This window comes from Actinomadura sp. NEAU-AAG7, assembly GCF_018603865.1.
In the GTDB taxonomy this organism is placed as follows: Bacteria; Actinomycetota; Actinomycetes; order Streptosporangiales; family Streptosporangiaceae; genus Spirillospora; species Spirillospora litoris.
The window spans coordinates 411,416-428,948 of record NZ_JAHFZY010000004.1; the positions used below are offsets into that span (position 1 = coordinate 411,416).

17 protein-coding genes are annotated in these 17,533 nt (G+C 72.1%); 9 read left to right on the forward strand and 8 right to left on the reverse strand.

Annotated features, from left to right (window positions below; all coding sequences use genetic code 11):
• The first annotated feature begins 30 nt into the window (after positions 1-30).
• Positions 31-900 carry a hypothetical protein gene (locus tag KLI87_RS20945; protein ID WP_156219560.1) on the forward strand — a complete coding sequence of 290 codons (870 nt, stop codon included), beginning with the start codon at positions 31-33 and terminating at the stop codon, positions 898-900.
• Here KLI87_RS20945 and KLI87_RS20950 read toward each other — a convergent pair.
• The 5 genes from KLI87_RS20950 to KLI87_RS20970 all read right to left on the reverse strand — a co-directional run bounded on the left by KLI87_RS20950 (position 890) and on the right by KLI87_RS20970 (position 5,258).
• Positions 890-2,053 (reverse strand): hypothetical protein, encoded by a 1,164-nt coding sequence (locus tag KLI87_RS20950; protein WP_214618341.1) that lies wholly within the window; start codon positions 2,051-2,053, stop codon positions 890-892. The two genes, KLI87_RS20945 and KLI87_RS20950, sit on opposite strands and share 11 nt — an antisense overlap.
• A 10-nt stretch (positions 2,054-2,063) precedes the next feature.
• Positions 2,064-3,389 (reverse strand): EsaB/YukD family protein, encoded by a 1,326-nt coding sequence (locus KLI87_RS20955; protein WP_214618342.1) that lies wholly within the window; start codon positions 3,387-3,389, stop codon positions 2,064-2,066.
• A gap of 61 nt (positions 3,390-3,450) precedes the next feature.
• Positions 3,451-4,392: a TNT domain-containing protein gene (locus KLI87_RS20960; RefSeq protein ID WP_308166095.1), complete on the reverse strand. Its 942-nt coding sequence runs from the start codon at positions 4,390-4,392 to the stop codon at positions 3,451-3,453.
• Between the two features lie 173 nt (positions 4,393-4,565).
• On the reverse strand, positions 4,566-4,871 hold the full coding sequence (locus KLI87_RS20965; protein ID WP_214618343.1) for a pore-forming ESAT-6 family protein: 306 nt from the start codon (positions 4,869-4,871) through the stop codon (positions 4,566-4,568).
• A 51-nt stretch (positions 4,872-4,922) separates the two neighbouring features.
• Positions 4,923-5,258, reverse strand: a complete 336-nt coding sequence (locus tag KLI87_RS20970; protein ID WP_156219556.1) for a hypothetical protein — start codon at positions 5,256-5,258, stop codon at positions 4,923-4,925.
• Positions 5,259-5,565: 307 nt separating this feature from the next.
• On the opposite strand from KLI87_RS20970, the gene KLI87_RS20975 reads away from it, so the two are divergent.
• The 8 genes from KLI87_RS20975 to KLI87_RS21010 all read left to right on the forward strand — a co-directional run bounded on the left by KLI87_RS20975 (position 5,566) and on the right by KLI87_RS21010 (position 14,599).
• Complete coding sequence (locus KLI87_RS20975) at positions 5,566-5,871, forward strand: hypothetical protein (RefSeq protein ID WP_156219555.1); 306 nt, start codon at positions 5,566-5,568, stop codon at positions 5,869-5,871.
• Positions 5,868-6,221 carry a DUF6507 family protein gene (locus tag KLI87_RS20980; protein WP_156219554.1) on the forward strand — a complete coding sequence of 118 codons (354 nt, stop codon included), beginning with the start codon at positions 5,868-5,870 and terminating at the stop codon, positions 6,219-6,221. Before KLI87_RS20975 ends, KLI87_RS20980 begins: the two co-directional genes overlap by 4 nt.
• A gap of 155 nt (positions 6,222-6,376) precedes the next feature.
• Complete coding sequence (locus tag KLI87_RS20985) at positions 6,377-8,788, forward strand: hypothetical protein (RefSeq protein ID WP_214618344.1); 2,412 nt, start codon at positions 6,377-6,379, stop codon at positions 8,786-8,788.
• Positions 8,789-8,824: 36 nt separating this feature from the next.
• A complete protein-coding gene (locus KLI87_RS20990; protein ID WP_156219552.1) occupies positions 8,825-9,475 on the forward strand; it encodes a hypothetical protein in 651 nt (216 codons plus the stop codon).
• A 19-nt stretch (positions 9,476-9,494) separates the two neighbouring features.
• The gene (locus KLI87_RS20995; RefSeq protein ID WP_214618345.1) at positions 9,495-10,424 is read left to right on the forward strand and encodes a hypothetical protein; all 930 of its coding nucleotides are present in this window, start codon (positions 9,495-9,497) and stop codon (positions 10,422-10,424) included.
• A 190-nt stretch (positions 10,425-10,614) separates the two neighbouring features.
• Complete coding sequence (locus KLI87_RS21000; protein WP_214618346.1) at positions 10,615-12,906, forward strand: hypothetical protein; 2,292 nt, start codon at positions 10,615-10,617, stop codon at positions 12,904-12,906.
• A 118-nt stretch (positions 12,907-13,024) separates the two neighbouring features.
• Positions 13,025-13,909, forward strand: a complete 885-nt coding sequence (locus KLI87_RS21005) for a hypothetical protein (RefSeq protein WP_214618347.1) — start codon at positions 13,025-13,027, stop codon at positions 13,907-13,909.
• 27 nt (positions 13,910-13,936) lie between these two features.
• The gene (locus KLI87_RS21010; RefSeq protein ID WP_214618348.1) at positions 13,937-14,599 is read left to right on the forward strand and encodes a PH domain-containing protein; all 663 of its coding nucleotides are present in this window, start codon (positions 13,937-13,939) and stop codon (positions 14,597-14,599) included.
• A gap of 16 nt (positions 14,600-14,615) precedes the next feature.
• Here KLI87_RS21010 and KLI87_RS21015 read toward each other — a convergent pair whose 3' ends face one another.
• Genes KLI87_RS21015 through KLI87_RS21025 form a run of 3 tightly spaced genes read right to left on the reverse strand, consistent with a single transcriptional unit; the run spans position 14,616 to position 17,521 of the window.
• Complete coding sequence (locus tag KLI87_RS21015; protein WP_214618349.1) at positions 14,616-16,235, reverse strand: phospho-sugar mutase; 1,620 nt, start codon at positions 16,233-16,235, stop codon at positions 14,616-14,618.
• Complete coding sequence (locus KLI87_RS21020; protein WP_214618350.1) at positions 16,232-17,032, reverse strand: purine-nucleoside phosphorylase; 801 nt, start codon at positions 17,030-17,032, stop codon at positions 16,232-16,234. The genes KLI87_RS21015 and KLI87_RS21020 overlap by 4 nt, the downstream gene beginning before the upstream one ends.
• Positions 17,033-17,068: 36 nt before the next feature.
• Positions 17,069-17,521 carry a gamma-glutamylcyclotransferase gene (locus tag KLI87_RS21025; RefSeq protein WP_214618351.1) on the reverse strand — a complete coding sequence of 151 codons (453 nt, stop codon included), beginning with the start codon at positions 17,519-17,521 and terminating at the stop codon, positions 17,069-17,071.
• Between the last annotated feature and the right edge of the window lie 12 nt (positions 17,522-17,533).

The following is a 17,533-nucleotide window of genomic DNA, read 5'->3' on the forward strand; positions in this document are numbered from 1 at the left end:
GTACGAAGATCAACTTATCGGGAGTCGGGGATGGAGTTGTTCGAGGTGTCGGCGGACGTGCACGCCCTCATCGAGGACCTGCTGCCCGTCGTCAACCCGGCCGCCCGGTTCGAACCCGCGCTGGCGCAGGTCGTGCTGCCCGTCGGACGGTTCGAGCCCAGCGCCACCACCTGGACGATCCTGGAGCGCTGCGCGCGGGCCGACCGCGTCGCCTGGCCCCGGCTCGTGGAGGAGTGGCTGATCCATGTGAGCGACCGCGCGGCGATGGCGATCGGCGACATCGAGCTGCTGGGGGACGTCCGCAAACGCCTGCGGATCCGCATGGTGCCCAAGCTCACCGAGTCCGAGCGGCAGGGCCTGGCGATCGTCTCCGCCGGGAGGCACTTCGATGCCATGATCATGATCGACCATCCCCGGTACGGCGGGCCGCTCACCCTGGCCAGGGCCTCGCTGCTCGGCCTCACCGACCTCGGCGGGCTCGCCGTGCCGAACACCTACCAGGTGGAGTTGGCGGACGTCGACGTCCACGACCAGCCGCTCACGCTGACCGAGTCGATCCGCGTGATCCACAAGCCCGGCAGCCGGTACGTCTCGGCGCTGGTCGCCGAGCTGCACCACTTCCTCACCGACGCCGGGAGGCCCGGGGCGCTGGTCGCCGTTCCGACGCACAGCACGATCCTCGCGTATCCGATCGTCTCGGAGGCCATGGGCGCGGTTCTCGGCCCGTTCCGGGAGCTGGCGAAGGAGATGTACGCCGCGTCCGACGACCCCACGTCGCCGGACGTGTTCTGGTGGCGCCGCGAGCACGCGCTCGTCAAGCTCGACCCGGACGCGGGCGTCCCGCGGGACCCGTCGCCGCCCGCGCCCAAGCGCCGGTCGCGGCTGCGGTTCAGGCGGTGAGGGCCAGCCGGAGCGCCTCGGCGGCGATGGCGATCGCGGTCAGGCGGGTGGCGTAGGCGAGCCGCCCGTGGTCGAGCGTCGTCCCGACGGCCAGTTGCCGGTCGAAGCCCAGCCGGATCGTGGTCACACCGACCTCGGCGAGGATTCCGGCGGCGCGGTCGACGTCCACGGTCCCCGCCTTGTGCGGGGTGTGCGAGGTGAACACGACCAGGGTGCGCGGGAGCAGGGCCCGCAGGTCGCCCGAGCCCATCCAGTCCAGGACGCGCCCGACGGCGGCCGCGCCGTCCACGGTGGCGGGCGCGACGAGGATCTGCGCGTGGGCGGCGGCGAGGACGGCCCGGTGCAGCGGGGTCCGCGTGCCTGCGCCGTTGTCGGCGACCGTGATCCCGAAGAACCGGCTGAGCTGGACGCCCGCGGACCGGTAGAGCCTCGCGTCGACGAGGCCGCGGCCCGCGCCCACCGTCCCGTAGGTGGTCGGCAGCGCCCACAGCCGCTCGCCCAGCGGCACCAGGAGTTCCCGGACCTGCTCGAACGAGGCGGTGCTCAGGTCGGCGCCGGTGATGTCGGCGACCGGATGCTCGTTGCGGACGCCCAGCCGGAGCGGCAGCGAGCCCATCTCGGGGTCGAGGTCCAGCGCGAGGACCCGGTCGTCGCGGTGGTGCGCGAACGCCGTCGTGACCAGCGCCGACACCGTGCTCTTGCCCGAGCCCTCCCGGACTCCCAGCACCGCGATCCGCCTGCCGGTGGTCACCGGGTGCGCGATCCACCGGCCGTGCTCGGTGACCACGCGCACGTCGTCGGCGGACCGGAACGGGTGCAGCGCGCCCCGGACGACGCGCCGCATGACCGAGTCGCCGTGCACCGGCCCCTGGACGAGCGCCTCCGGTGCCGTGGGCACGACGGGCGGCACCACCGGCGGTGGCGCGGGGCGGGGCGGTGCGGGAGGGGGCGGCGGCGCGGCGTCCACCCGGGGCGGCGGCTGGTCAGGGCGGGTGACCGAGAGGTCGGCCGGCTGACCGAACGCGGGGGGCGGCGCCGGGGGCGCGGGCGGTGGCGCGGGCGGTGGGGAGGGGGTCCGCCGGTGCAGCGTGGGGGCGTCGACGACCGTCAGGTCAAGGTCGGGCGGAGGCGCGTCCCCGTCCTGGTCAGCCACCCGACTCCTCTCAGAAGGTCTCCAGGAGCCGTTCGAAGGTTCCGAAGGTGCCGACGGCGACCGGGACGATGGCCACCACCGCGACCCCCTCGACCCGGTTCATGATCCGGCGCAGCCGCGCGCGCACGTGCTCGGGCTGCTCGGAGGTGAGCACCGCGACCGGGATCGACAGCCCCAGCAGGAGCATACCCAGCACGGGCGCGATGCCCCAGGAGACGTGGTGCGTCCACTGGAAGGCGAGCGCGACGACGATCGCGAGGCCCGAGGCGAACAGCGCGCTCTTCTGCAGGATCAGCGGGAACATCCGGGCGCGGCTGCTCACCACGACGGCGAGCAGGCCCGCGAGCCCGGCCGTCCACGGGTCGAAGTCGGCGGCGGCGCCGATCCCGGCGACGGCGGCGGCCAGCGCCACCGACAGGGTCGCGACGACCATGCTGCGGTGGGCGCCGTCCAGGGCCCGCATGACGTCGCCGCGCGCGACGACGCCGCCCGCGCCGCGCCGGTCGTCCAGCGAGGTCAGCCCGGACAGCGACAGCGCCACCCGCAGCAGCATGCTGAGCAGGACGACGCAGGCCAGCGCGAGGACGGCGCCGACGCGCCCGCCGTCCAGGCCGAAGCCGGCGCCGATCATCCCGGCGGCCGTCAGCGCGGCGGCCAGCCCGCCGCCGACGAGCCCGCCCCGGCCGAGCGGCGAGCCGAGCCCGAGGAGGAGGACGACCCCGGCGGCTATTAGTCCGAAGCCGCCCCACCGCGTCCAGTCCTCCCAGTCGTGGAGGTCGGCGGCGCGCCAGAGCGCGGGCGCGGCGGTGGCGCCCCCGGCGAGGACCATCGCCGTGCCGAGGCGCTCCTGCCCGATGAGCCCGAACACCAGACCGCCGAGCGCCAGGAACGCCGCGACCCCGCCGACGGCGGCGGGTCCCGCGTCGCCGTCGAGCCGTTCGAGGACGGCGATCCCGATCGCGAGCGCCAGCCCGATGAGCGCGCCGGTCGCGTTCCAGCGGACCGCCGCCGGGCTCCAGCGCCACAGTCGCCCGTCGAGCGTGTCGCCGACGACCTCCGGCACCTCGTGGACGACGGGCGCGGGAATCGGCTCGTCGGCCAGCACGAGCCGCAGGACGGCGCCGTCCGGAACCCGCCGCTCGGCGAGCGACGCGCCGGGGTTGAGCACCTCCCCGGCGGCGGTGACGAGGTGCCGGAGCCGGGGCGGGCTCTGCGGCGGGTCGCCGAGCAGTTCGAGCACCTCGGGCATCAGCGCGCCGATCGGCTCCTGGGCGGGGAGCACCATGTCCACCTTGCGGTGCTCACCGACAAGTGTGACCCGGCTCCACGCGGACATCGCACCCCTCCGTCATCGATCCGTCCGGCGAGAACGGACGGTTGATCCTGCTGGCCCCGGTCTATCGCGGTATGGCCGTGCCGGAGACCCGCTCAAGGTAGCCGTTGCGCAGCAGCCAGCGGATCGTGGCCAGCGCGGGCGGCCGGGGGAACAGGCCCGCGTTCACGGTGAACCGGACGCCGCCGCCCGGGCTGCGCGCCGTCGGCGCCGACACCGAGGCCGCGACCGCGAACGGCCGGACGACGCGGTAGCGCTGGTAGTTCGACGGGACGCCGGGGATCGTGCCCACGCGCGCCGCCGGCGGAAGGCCGCGCTGCGCGAACGACGTCCCGAACGGGAACAGCAGCGAGCCGCTCTCCTGACCGAACTGGTCCACGAACCGGCCCTGGGTGAGCGCGTAGGTGACGGCCGCGCCGCCGCCGATGCTCATCTTGGAGCGGACGTCGGCGGCCAGCGCGACCCCCTGCCGCACCGCGTCCCGCTCGGTCTGCGGCGTGAGGGCGTGCGGCGGCGTCTCCTTGACGACCAGCTCCCCGTAGAGCCAGCGGCTGGCCTCGTCCTCGGTGGGGAACTCGGCGGCCACGGTGCCCTGCTCGTACTCGACGATCCCGCCGGTGAAGCCGTCCTTGCTCCGCGCGACCATGTAGTAGCTGGACGTCCGGGACGGCGCCGGACGCGCCTGCCCCGGCAGGACGTAGAGCGTGCTCGGCACGCCCGCCGAGCCGAGCGCGGCCCGCAACTGCCCGAAGTTGACCTGCGCGCCGACCCAGTCGGCCGGGACCGGCGCCGTCGCGCCGGCGGGCGCGAGGGCCTCCTGCGCCTTCGCCCGCTCCTGCTCGTCGAGGCGCGACCGCAGGAACGACCAGCCGACCGTCCCCGCGCACAGCACCGCCGCGACGCACAGCCCGGCGAGGATCTTCCCGACGTTCTCGTCGAAGGTGCGGCGCGTCCGCTGCGGCCCGAACAGCAGCGCGTCCCGGAGCCGCCGGCGCCGCACCGCCACCGACTCCAGCAGTTGGGTGTCGTAGTCGCGTGCCAGCGCGCGCCCCCCTCCAACCTCCCGGCACCGCTGCGCGCGGCACCGCCTGGCTCACCGGCTCGCGGCGGAAGGGACGCCCCGATACGGGACGTCCCTTCCGCCACCTGCCGGTCCTCGGTCCTTGCGACGGGCCGGGCTCAGATCGCCTGGACGGCGGCGCTGGCCTTGCTCAGCGCGGTCTGGGCGTGCTCGTCGTTGCTCTCCAGCGTCGCCTTGACGAGGCGGATGATCTCACGCACCTCGTTGGCGGCGGTGTGCCACTTGACCTCCTTAGCGTGGTACTCGTGGTCCACGCCGGTGGCCTCGAAGTCGGCCATGGCGGTCTTGACGTCGGTGTCGCGCGTGCCGATCAGCGCCTCAAGGCGCGACACGATCGTCTGGATGTTGGCCTGGGCCTCGCCGGAGGCCCCGGTGTCGTAGCTGCGGCGCCCGTTGGCTCCCACGTTGGTGTCCCTTCTCGTCCTGGTCGTGGCCGTCGCCTGCCGGGGGCAGGGTCAGGCGGTCCGGAACTTGGCGCCGTCGAAGTTGGCCGAGGCCATCTGCCGGCCCGCCTCTTCGGCCATCTGCTGGTCACCGGTGGAGAACGCCTTCTCCATCCCGATCTGACCGGTGTTCACGCTGTTCAGACCGACCTTCAGGTCGGCGGTGATCTGGTCGGAGCGGGCCTTGAAGCTGTCGAAGGCGGCCTTGCCCGCGCCGTTGAACTTGCCCGACAGCGGCTCCGCGGCCGCGATCAGCTGCTTGACCAGCCCTGCCAGTTCCTCGCCCGAGGTCCCGGTGTTCCTGGCCAGGGTGACCAGCGTCTCCTGCCCGTGGTCCCAACGTCCCATGGTGTCTCACCTGCCAGTTTGGTCGCCGTGCGCCGACGCTCCGATGAAGTGGATCTTCGACGATAGTTCGTCCGGACCCCCGGCGCCACCGGCCCGAATGAGAACCGGTGTCTCCTCAGAGTAGGACGCGGGAATGACGAGGGTGGTTCCTTATCGATGTGCGCCCACACACGTCCTAAGTGGCTTTACATGGGTCCGGCCCCAAGGTCATCATGAGGAACCGGCATGGTGGGCTTGACAGGAAGTCGGTAGGACGCCGGCAGGGTGTTCGGCAGGAAAAGCATCTCCCCCCGGAGCAGCGAGAGTCATGAAGTTCGAGGTCGTGGAGCCCCCCGAGGCGCCCAGGTCCGAGGTCGTGCACGAGTCTCCCGAGATCGCCCCCGCCGTCGCCGTGGACGCCGAGGACGCGGTCGCGGGGCTGGCCGCGGCGACCGAGCGGCTGAGCGCCGACGTGGCCGCCGAGTCCGAGCGGATCGACGCATCGCTCGCCGAACTCGCGCAGGTCATCGCGCGGAGTTCGGCGCCATCGGATGGCGAGGCCGGGCCGCCCGACAATTTCCGGGCCGATCGGTTCAGGTCCGCCGGGGGCGAGGAAAGGGAACGGGGCGCATGACTGCTTACGACATCGACGGACCCGGGGTGGGCGGCGTCGTGGGGAAGATCGGCGGCTATGTCGCCGGTGAGGGTGGAAAAGGCGAGGGTGGCCTGGTCAAACAGCTCTCGGACTTCGGCAAGCACGTCAGCGAGGCGGGGTCGGCGGCGGCCAGCCAGCCGATCGGGACCGCGCTGAAGGAGTACGTGGAGCACACCACGCCCGGCCTCAAGGGCATGGTCACCAAGACGGCGGCCTGCATCGAGGGCGCGGTGAAGGCGGTCAAGGCCTACAACCAGGCCGACTACGAGATGGTCCAGGAGGCCCAGAAGGGGGCGGCCGAGGCGCCTGCCCCTAAGATCGGTAAGTAGTCTGACATGATGTGACTTATCTCACATAGTCTTGCGCGCCTCGACGTCCATCCAAGACGTCGTGATGGCCTTGAGGGCCGGCGCGTGCGGGACCGGTGTGCGAGGGCCGGTTCCATGTTTCGGTCGCGAGTGCGAGGGGTGCGACGTTGAGCGGTGTGATCGATCCGAACGCGATCCCCATTCCCAAGGCGAACGTTGAGGGCGTCGAGACGGCGGGCCGGGCGCTGAAGACCGACGGGACGACGATCGCGGGCACCGGCCACGACATCGACTCGGGCTGGCAGGCTCTCAACCCCCACTACAACGCGCCGGAGGAGCACCTTCTCCTGAGTGCGACCCATCCGGTGGCCGCCAACGGTGACGCGTTCAAGGGCGAGGTGACCACGGTCGGGGACGCCCTGATCTCCTTCGCCGGTGAGATCCGTCCGATCATCGGCCGCCTCCAGACGCTCAAGGGCAACGCGCAGACGTTCCGGAACAAGATCAAGGACGACGACGACTGGCGCAAGGACGGCGACAAGGTCGACGAGCACAACAAGCTCAACAACGACGTCCTCGCCGCGGTCGCGCAGTACCAGGCCGCCGAGCGGACCTGCGCCAACAAGATCACCGGCATCTTCGGCGGGACGAGGTTCGTCCCCGCCGACGGCAAGCCGGGCAACGGCGAGAAGGGGTACGGGCTCGGCAAGGCGCCCGAGAACGTCGAGACTCCCTGGGCCAAGCCCCAGAAGGAGGACAAGCCCTGGTACAAGGACGCCTGGGACGCCGCCTGGGACTACGGCAAGGGCCTCGTCACGGGCATCGCCGACCTCGTCGGCCTGCACGGTGAGAACGGCTGGGTATGGGAGGGCGACTCCCATTTCTGGTCGAACCTGGGCAACGCCTGGATGGGCAAGCTCGAAGAGATCAGCGGCCTTGTCGGCTTGCACGGCGAGAACGGCTGGGTCTGGGAGAAGGACTCCCACTTCTGGTCGAACCTGGGCAACAACTGGAAGGAAGTCGCCCACTCCATCGTCCCCTGGCGCGAGTGGGGCGACCGGCCGGGATACGTGATCACCACGACGGCCATCAACGTCGCCACCGTCGGCGTCGGCGCGATCGTGAAGAAGCTGCTGGGGCGCAGAGGCGGCGGAAGGCACGGCGACGGCGACGGCGGCGAGAGCCGTCCCGGCGACCGCGACGGCGACGGCAGGCTCGACGGCGACGCGGACCTCCCGAGCAACGGCCGGGACCCGGACCTGGACGCGACCGCCCGTGACCTCCAGAGGCAGATGGACGACCTCGATGTCGATCCTGGCGAGCTGAGCCAGCTCCAGCGCTCTCTGGACGACGCGGAGTCTCTCCCGGACCGCGAGCCCGCCCACGTCGGCGGCGACGACGACCCGCCCGGTTCGGGTGGCGACCACGGGGACAGCGGCGACCCCGGCGGCAACGGCCCCGGCAAGCCCGAGGGCGAGACCAAGCCGGACGTCGGCGACGGCAAGCCGGATGGTGACGGTAAGCCCGACGGCGACGGCACGCCGAACGGCGAGGGCAAGCCCGACGGTAACGGCGACCCGAACGGCGACGGCAAGCCGGATGGTGACGGAAAGCCGGACGGCGACGGCACGCCGAACGGCGAGGGCAAGCCCGACGGTAACGGCGACCCGAACGGCGACGGCACGCCTGACGGCGACGGTAAGCCCGACGGTGACGGCACGCCGAACGGCGAGGGCAAGCCCGACGGTGATGGAAAGCCGGACGGCGACGGCGATCCCCAGCCCGACCCCGAGCGCGAGGGGAAGATCAAGAAGGCCGACCAGCTCGAAGAGTCCCTGCGCAGGGGCGGGCTGTCGGACGAGGACATCGAGCGGCTGCGCGGCGACAACCCGCGCGACGGCGACCAGTGGCAGCGGCTTTCCAAGGCGCTGGAGCAGCAGTTCGGCAAGAAGACCCTGAAGGCCGACCCGAATCTGCACCGGGACGCGCTCAGGTTCGCGATGGACGGAGCGCACAACCCGCGCGAGGTCGCGTACCGGTACGAGTACTACAAAGCGCACTTCGACGAGATCAAGAAGCAGGTCACGGAACAGGCCAAGGCCGGCGAGCTCGATCGGGGCAACAGGAGCAATGACCAGATCGCCGCCGAACGCTTCCGTGACATCGACGTCCGGGCGGAGTTGGAGCGGGACCACCGGCAGGTCCGGGAGGCCCGGCCGAACCCGGATGAGGCGCGGATCGATCCTGAGCTCTCCGGGGACGCCAGTGTCAACGCCATCCGCCAACACGCGGGACAGATCGGCATGGGGCACGACACCTCGACGGCCTACCACGTGCGCAAGCACTACAACGAACTGCCGGAGGTGGAGCGGACCGGCAACGGTCTCGTGCGCGACTTCCTCGACAGCGCTGAACGTACCGTTCGAGAGGGGAGGCTGTCCGATCGCAAGATCGGGAGTGATGGGTCGGAGCGCATGCTGTTCACCCGCGACGTCGGGGGCAAGACTCTGGAGGCCCTGGTCCTCCGGCGCCCGGACGGAAAGCTCATCATGCTCACCTACGGCGGGGAGAAGATCAAAACCCTCTAGTCTGCGAGTCGAGCCATGAGCAAATGGTCGGATGACATGAGCGAAGTCGAAGCCGCGCGACAGAAGCGGCTCAACGCGCTGCTCGAACGCGCGGCGTGGCTTGAGGCGGCCGATCCCGGAGACCAGGACGACGAGGGCATGGCGGTCATGGACGCCCTGCTGGCGGTCTATGACCTCCTGGCGAAGTGGAGGTCGGCCGATCCGGCCGAGGCGGAGGTGATCCGGGCTCGGGTCCGGCTTCCCAGGCTCGCTGAGGTGCTGCGCGGTGAGCGTGCGCAGAGCGCGTTGTCGGCTTACGCCAGCGAGGGCGAAAGGTACGCGTTGCGAGGCCGCAACGACGGCTATCGCGAGGCGTGTGAATTCCGTTCGGCGATCAAGCTGCTGACCGACGACTACGAGGGCGTGGTCGTCGATCCGTTCGCCCAAGAGGAGCTGGACGGCTTCGAGGACGAGCTCCGCGAGGCCGCCGAGGACGCCACTCCCGTCCACCGGTATCAGATCCCTGCCTGGGCCGACCGGTCGCACTGGTGGTGGTGGAAGCCCGACCACATCGACATGAGCATGCGCGAGTACCGCAACCGGATCTTCGCGGGCGACATCGAGGAGTACGAGAGCAAGGCGCCGGGCGCGGCCGACTGGCTGCGGTGCGGGGACGAGGAGTGCTGGTGCTTCACCGCACCGGCATGAGGATGCACGGGGCGGACGCATGGCGAACGAGCAGGGTTCCGGGGGCGCGGCGGCGGGAGTGCCGCGTATCGACCCGGCGGAGCTGAACAGGCGGCTCAACGCCGATGTCGCCGAGGTCGAGGCGCTGGGACGTACCGGCGCCCGGATCGATCCGACAGCCGGGGACATCCCTGACCAGGTGCGAGCCCATGCGGCGCGCATCGGGTTCGAGTCGCCCGTCGATGCCGCCGCGCAGGCGCTGCGGCACATCGCCGAGCTTCCGGCGGGCGAGCGCGGGACCGGATCGCCTCTCGCCCCCTATCACGCAGCCGCCGGACGCACCATCGCCGAGGGCGAGGTGGTCGCCCACAGCGGCAGGCGGGTCGTGTTCCACCGTGCGGCGCCGGTCGCGGCCGGGGTCACGGTGAGGTTGGAGGCGTCCGTCCGGGTGACGGCCGGGGGGCCGGTCTGGCTGGACTCGTTCGGCTGGCCCGCCGTCGAGACCGCCGTCCCGGTGCACGCCTTCGCGGGGACGCGCGCCGACCACCTGGCCGAGGCGATCACCGAGCTGAGTGCGGACGGGCCGTTCGACCAGGCCATGCTCATGGTCTTCGCGACCGCGCTCGGGGATCCCGGCGACGGTGACGACGCCCGGCGGAGAGAGCTGGCGAGGCTGGTCGCCGACCGTCCTGGGCAGCTCGCGGCCTATGTGTCGCAGGCCGGGACGTATGCGGAGTCCGTTCGGGCCAACGGCCCCTACGGCGCGTGCCTCCACCGGTCGGCGCTGGAGTCCTTGTTCGAGAACTATCTGGGGAGTGCCGCGTTCGCCCTCGTCGACCAGGAGGACGTCGACGACCTGGACGAGGTACTGCGCGAGGAGATCCCCGAGGCGGACACGCTGGCCCCCGAGACGATCCCGGTGGGGACACCCGTCCACCACTGGTGGTGGAACCTCGCCGTCCGGGTCTGACCGCGCGGGCCCCGGCGTTCGGCGGCGCGGCGGCCATCCCTTGTCGTGATCAAGTGTGATCTATCACACATGCCCCTTGTTGCCCGGCGCTGCGTCCAACATGTCGTAATGATCTTGAAGGTCGGTACGTGGAGGCCCACGCCGGTTCCGGGTCTCGGTCGCGAGTGCGAGGGGTGCGACGTTGAGCGGTGTGATCGATCCGAACGCGATCCCCATTCCCAAGGCGAACGTTGAGGGTGTCGAGGCGGCGGGGCGGGCGCTGAAGACCGACGGGGAGGCGGTGGCGGGCACGGGCCACGACATCGACTCGGGCTGGCAGGCTCTCGACCCGCACTACAACGCGCCGGAGGAGCAGTTGCTGCTCAGCGCGACCCATCCGGTGGCCGCGAACGGTGACGCGTTCAAGGGCGAGGTGACCACGGTCGGGGACGCCCTGATCTCCTTCGCCGGTGAGATCCGTCCGATCATCGGCCGTCTCCAGACGCTCAAGAGCAACGCGCAGGCGTTCCGGAACAAGATCGAGGACGACGGCGACTGGCGCAAGGACGGCGACAAGGTCGACGAGCACAACAAGCTCAACAACGACGTCCTCGCGGCGGTCGCGCAGTACCAGGCCGCCGAGCGGACCTGCGCCAACAAGATCACCGGCGTCTTCGGCGGGACGAGGTTCATCGCCGCCGACGGCAAGCCGGGCAGTGGCGAGAAGGCCTACGGGATGGGTCAGGCGCCGAAGAACGTCGAGACCCCTTGGGCCAAGCCTCAGAAAGAGGACAAGCCCTGGTACAAGGACGGCTGGGACGCCGCGAAGGGCTGGGCCAAGGGCCTGGTCACCGGGCTCGCCGACCTCGTGGGTCTGCACGGTGAGAACGGCTGGGTGTGGGAGGGCGACTCCCACTTCTGGTCGAACCTGGGCAACGGCTGGATGGGCAAGCTCGAAGAGATCAGCGGCCTTGTCGGCCTGCACGGCGAGAACGGCTGGGTGTGGGAGGGCGACTCCCACTTCTGGGACAACCTGGGCACCAACTGGAAAGAGACGGCCCACTCCCTGGTCCCCTGGCGCGAGTGGGACGACCGGCCCGGGTTCGTGATCACCACCGCCGCCATCAACATCGGCACCGTCGGCGTCGGAGCCGTCGCGAAGAAGCTGCTGGGGCGCAGGGGAGGCGGAGGCGACGGCGACGGCGACGGCGGGAGCCGCCCCGGTGACCGCGACGGCGACGGCAGGATCGACAGCGATGCCGACCTGCCGAGCAACGGCCGCGACCCGGACCTGGACGCGACCGCCGGCGACCTCCGGCGGCAGCTCGACGACCTCGACATCGACTCCGGTGACCTGGGCGACCTCCAGCGCTCGATGGACGACGCCGAGTCGCTCCCGGACCGCGAGCCCGCCCACGTCGGCGGCGACGACGACCCGCCCGGTTCGGGCGGCGACCACGGCGACCCGGGCGGCGACGGCCCCGGCAGGCCCGAGGGCGAGACCACGCCGGACGGCGGCGAAGGCAAGCCCGACGGCAACGACGGCAACCCGGATGCGAACGGCAAGCCCGACGGCGACGGCGCGCCCGACGGTGAGGGCAAGCCGGACGGTGAGGGCAAGCCGGACGGTGACGGCAAGCCGGACGGTGACGGTCGGCCTGATGACGACGGCCGGCCCGACCCGGACCACGAGAAGAAGATCAAGAAGGCCGACGAGGCCGAAGCGTCCCTGCGCAGGGGCGGGCTGTCGGACGAGGACATCGAGCGGCTGCGCGGCGACAACCCGCGCGACGGCGACCAGTGGCAGCGGCTCGCGTCCGCGCTGAACCAGAAGTTCAGCAAGAGGGCGCTCCAGGCCGACCCGAACCTGCACCACGACGCGCTCAGGTGGGCGATGGAGGGTGCGGAGAACCCGCGCGAGGTCGCCTACCGCTACGAGTACTACAAGGCCCACTACGACCAGATGAAGAGGGACGTCGACGCCGCGCGCGCGGCCCAGGAGATCCCTCCCACCGACCAGCGGTCCAGCTTGGCCATCGCCAGCGAGCGCTTCCGCCAGCTCGACCTGGACGCCCTGCTTGAGCGTGACATCCAGCAGGTCCGGGCGACCAGGCCGAACGCGGACCAGGCGCGGCTCGATCCGAGTCTCGGTGACGCGGAGAGGGAGGCAGCGGTGCGCCGGCAGGCCGGCGACATCGGAATGGGCGACGATTCGTCGGCGGCCTACCACGTCCGCAAGCACCTCCACGAGCTGCCGCGCGGGGAGCGCGGAGGTGACGCCGTCCAGGCCTACATGAACTCCGCGGAGAGGACGATCCACGACGGCGACCTGGTCATACGCTCGGTCGGGGACGACGGGACCGAGACCATGGTGTTCGTCCGGAACGTCGCGCAAGCGGGTGAGCCCCACAAGTATGTGGAGGCGCTGATCAAGGTGCGTCCGGACGGAAGGATCGTCATGCCGACCTACAGCAAGGCGAAGATCTTCAAGGGGGAGGTCTAGGCCGTGTCCGCGGCCACGCCGACCGGCGGCGGCGCGGGGGGCGAGGGATGCCTATGCTTCACCGCACCAGGGTGAGGATCTAGGGGGCGGATGAATGGCCGACGAACCAGGTTCGGGAGTGCCGCGTATCGATCCGGCGGAGCTGAGCAGGCGGCTCGGTGCCGATGTCGCCGAGGTCGAGGCGCTGGGGCGTACCGGCGCGCGGGTCGATCCGGCGGCGGGGGGCGTCCCGGGGCAGGTGCGGGCCCAGGCGGCGCGGATCGGGTTCGAGTCGCCGGTCGATGCCGCCGCGCAGTCGCTGCGGCACATCGCCGAGCTTCCGGCGGGTGAGCGGGGGAGCGGTTCGCCGATCGTCCCGTACCACGCGGCCGCCGGACGGACCGTCGCTGAAGGCGAGGTGGTCGCCCACAGTGGCGGGCGGGTCGTGTTCCAGCGCGTCGCGCCGGTCGCGGCGGGTGTCACGGTGAGGTTGGAGGCGGCCGTCCGCGTGACGGCGGACGGGGACGCCTGGCTGGACTCCTTCGGCTGGCCGCTCGTCGAGACCGACGCCCCGGTCTACGCCTTCAACGGTTCCCGTGCCGGCTACCTCGCCGAGGCGATCGCCGGGCTGCGCGGGGACGGGCCCTTCGACCAGGCGATGCTGATGGTCTTCGGAACCGCGCTCGGGGACGATGACGACACGGCGCGGCGGAAGGAGTTGGCGGGGCTCGTGGCCGAGCGTCCTGGGCGGCTCGCGGCGTATGTGTCGCAGGCCGAGACGTATGCGGAGTCCGTTCGGGCCAACGGCCCCTACGGCGCGTGCCTCTACCGGTCGGCGCTGGAGAGCCTGTTCGAGAACTATCTGGGCAGCGCGACGTTCAGCCTGGTCGACCAGGAGGATCTCGACGACCTGGACGAGGAGCTCCGCGAGCAGATCCCCGAGGCCGACGCGCTGGCCCCTGAGGCGATGCCGCCCGGGACGCCCGTCCAGCACTGGTGGTGGAGCCTCGCCGTCCGGGTCTGACCGCGCGCGCCCTGGCATGATCGGGCCATGACCATTCGTTCCACCGGCGGGCGCGTCGCCGCGTTCGCCTGGTTCGCGTTCGCCGTGCTGAACCTGCTGGACCTGGCGTTCAACATCACCGGCAAGGGCGATCCGCACTACACGGTGACGACGGGGACCATCGCGGCGCTGCTGCTGCTGGGCTGCGCGCTCGCCTACGTGCTCGGGATCCGTCCGGCGATCGTCGGGGACGACGACGCGGGCGTCCTCATCCGCAACCCGCTGCGGGACGTGCGGGTGCCGTGGCGGGCCGTCCGGGAGATCGAGGGGACGCACGCGGTGACGGTCCGGTTCGCCGGGCCGGACGGGGCGGAGGTGAAGGCGCGGGCCTGGGTGCACCAGACCTCGCCGCGCGCCCAGGCCAAGGCGGAGGCGCGGGCCCGGCGGGACGAGGCGCACGCGAAGGTGCCCACCGCCAAGCTCAAGGGCCGCACCCCCGCCCTCTACGCCGCGCAGCGGCTCAACGAGATCCGCGAGCGGAACCGCCCCAAGACGCGGTCGGGCGCCCCGGACAAGGCGGCGGCCGCGCGGACGGCCGAGGAGGCGAGCCCCGCGCGGGGCGCCGTCACCTGGTCGGTTCCGGCGCTGACGTCGCTGGTCGTCCCGCTGCTGATGCTCGTGGCGCTCGGGGTCGCCTCCGTGCTCGACTGACTGACACCGTGCTCGACTAGAGGCCCAGCGCGGTCGCGATGGCGGCCTTGAGGGCCTCCAGATCGGCGGCCGCCCGGGTACGGGCCGTCCCCGCCGGGAGGACGACCTCCAGGTAGCACTTGAGCTTGGGTTCCGTCCCCGACGGGCGGACGACGATCCGCGCCCCTCCCTCCAGCCGGAACCGGAGGCCGTCGGTGGGCGGCAGCCCGCCCTCGCCCAGGGCGAGGTCGTCGGACGCGACGACCGCGCGTCCGGCCAGCTCGGTCGGGGGCGCGGCGCGCAGTCGGGCCATCGCGCCGGAGATCAGCGACAGGTCCTCGACGCGGACCGAAAGCTGCGCCGTCGCGTGCGGCCCGTACCGCTCGGCCTGGTCGTCGAGGAGGTCGAGCAGCGTGCGGCCGTCCCGCTTCGCCTCGGCGGCGAGGGCGGCGACCGCGAGGGCCGCGCCGATGCCGTCCTTGTCGTTGACGAGGACGCCCCGGTCGTCGCCGACGCTGTGGCCGAGGGCCTCCTCGTAGCCGAACACGAGCCGGTCCCCGGGCCGCGCCGCCTTCATGATCCACTTGAAGCCGGTGAGCGACTCGGCGAACCGGACGCCGTGCGCGGCGGCGATGTCCGCCAGCAGCGAGGACGACACGATCGTCGTCGCGACCAGCCGGTCGCCGCCGGAGGTGTGCCGCAGGACGTGCTCGGCCAGCAGCCCGCCGACCTCGTCTCCGGTGAGGGCGCGCCAGCCGTCCGGGGTGGGCACCGCGACCGAGCAGCGGTCGGCGTCCGGGTCGTTGGCGATCACCAGGTCGGCGCCGCGCTCGGCGGCGAGCGCCAGCGCGAGGTCGAGCGCGCCGGGCTCCTCCGGGTTGGGGAACGCGACCGTCGGGAAGTCGGGGTCGGGGTCGGCCTGTTCCGGGACGACGAGGGGAGCGGGGAACCCGGCCCGCTCGAACGCCTGGAGCAGGACGTCGCGCCCGACCCCGTGCATCGGCGTGTAGACGACGGAGACGTCGCGCGCGTCGCCGAGGCGCAGGCTCGCCACCGCGTCCAGGTACAGCTCGGTGTCGCGGTGGACGGGCCAGCCGTCGCCGAGGGGGAGTTCGTCGACGCGCCCGACGGCGTCGATCGCGGCGGAGATCTCCGTGTCCCGCGGCGGGACGATCTGCGCGCCGTCGCCCCAGTACACCTTGTAGCCGTTGTCGCGCGGGGGGTTGTGGCTCGCGGTGACCATGACGCCCGCGACGACGTCGTCGAACGTCCGCGTGAAGTGCGCGAGGACGGGCGTCGGCACCGGCTCGGCGAACACCTCGGGCCGCAGCCCCGCCCCGGCGAGGACCGCCGCCGTGTCGTCGGCGAACCGGCGGGAGCCGTGCCGGGCGTCGAACCCGACGATCACCCGTCCGCCGCGCGGCAGGCACGCGGCGAGCCCCGCGGCGGCGCGCATCACCGTCACCCGGTTCATCCGGTTCGGACCCGCGCCCAGCTCGCCGCGCAGCCCGGCCGTGCCGAACTCCAGCCGCGCGCCGAACCGGTCGGCGAGGGCCTTCCCGTCGTCCGCGCCGAGGATCGCGCGCAGCTCGTCGCGGGTCGCGGGGTCGGGGTCCTGCGCGAGCCACAGCTCCGCCCGTGCGCGAAGGTCGCTCATAGCTTGGACAGGACGGTGCGGAGGAGCGCGCCCATGCGCCCGGCGGACGCGCGGCCCGCCTCCAGGACCTCCTCGTGGTCCAGCGGCTCGTCCGACAGGCCCGCCGCGATGTTGGTGACCAGCGAGATGCCGAGCACGTCCGCGCCGCCCTCGCGGGCCGCGACCGTCTCCAGCACGGTGGACATCCCGACGATGTCGGCGCCCAGCGTCCGCAGCATCCGCACCTCGGCGGGCGTCTCGTAGGTCGGGCCGCGCAGCGCCGCGTAGACGCCCTCCGGCAGCGACGGGTCGACCTCCTTGGCGAGGGCCCGCAGCCGTCCCGAGTACGCCTCGGTCAGGTCGAGGAAGGACGCCCCGGTCATCGGGTTCGCGCCGGACAGGTTCAGATGGTCGGAGATCAGGACGGGGTCGCCGACGCGCTGGTGCTCGGGCCGCAGCCCGCCCGCCGCGTTCGTCAGCACGATCGTCTTGGCGCCCGCGGCGACGGCCGTCCGGACGCCGTGCACGACCGCGGCCGGGCCGCGCCCCTCGTACAGGTGGGTGCGGCCGAGGAAGACCAGCGTGCGGTGCCCGCCGCACTCCACGACGCGGATCTTGCCCGCGTGGCCTTCCACGGCCGGGGGCGCGAAGCCGGGCAGGTCGGTGACGGGGACCTCGGTGACCGGGTCGCCGAGCGCGTCGGCGGCCGGGACCCAGCCCGAGCCCATCACCAGGGCGACGTCGAAGGAGTCGATGGACGTGCGGGCCCGCAGGGCGTCCGCCGCGTCCCGTGCCAGTGCGAATGCATCGTTGCTCACATCTGACAGACTATCGCCAAAAATGCCACACTCCGGTCAGTCGCCCAGCGAGGCGCAGGGACGGGTGCGCAGGTCCTTGACATAGTCGTCGGGCGCGCCCGCCTTCTCCGCCGCGTCCGCGAGGATGCCGACGTACCGGGCGGAGGGCAGCCCGCCCTCGTAGTCGTCCAGGACGTACATCCAGCACAGGACGTCGCCGTCGAGCGTGTGCACCCGCACCCTGATCTTGCGGTACACCTCCAGGGCCGCGCCCTCCCAGGCGTCCAGTTCCTTCTCGTCCCAGGGCGGCACGTCGTAGATGACGACGAAGACCTGCTCGAACCGGTCCTCGACGACCGTCGCCAGGGCGCCGTCCCAGCCCTTGTCCTGGCCGCCGAAGGTCAGCCGCCATCCGGTCAGCCAACCGGTGCCGCGCATCGGGGAATGCGGAGCCCGGCTCGCCATCTGCTCGGGATCCATGTTGGAGGCGTACGCCGCGTACAGAGCCACGTTGGCCAAGGG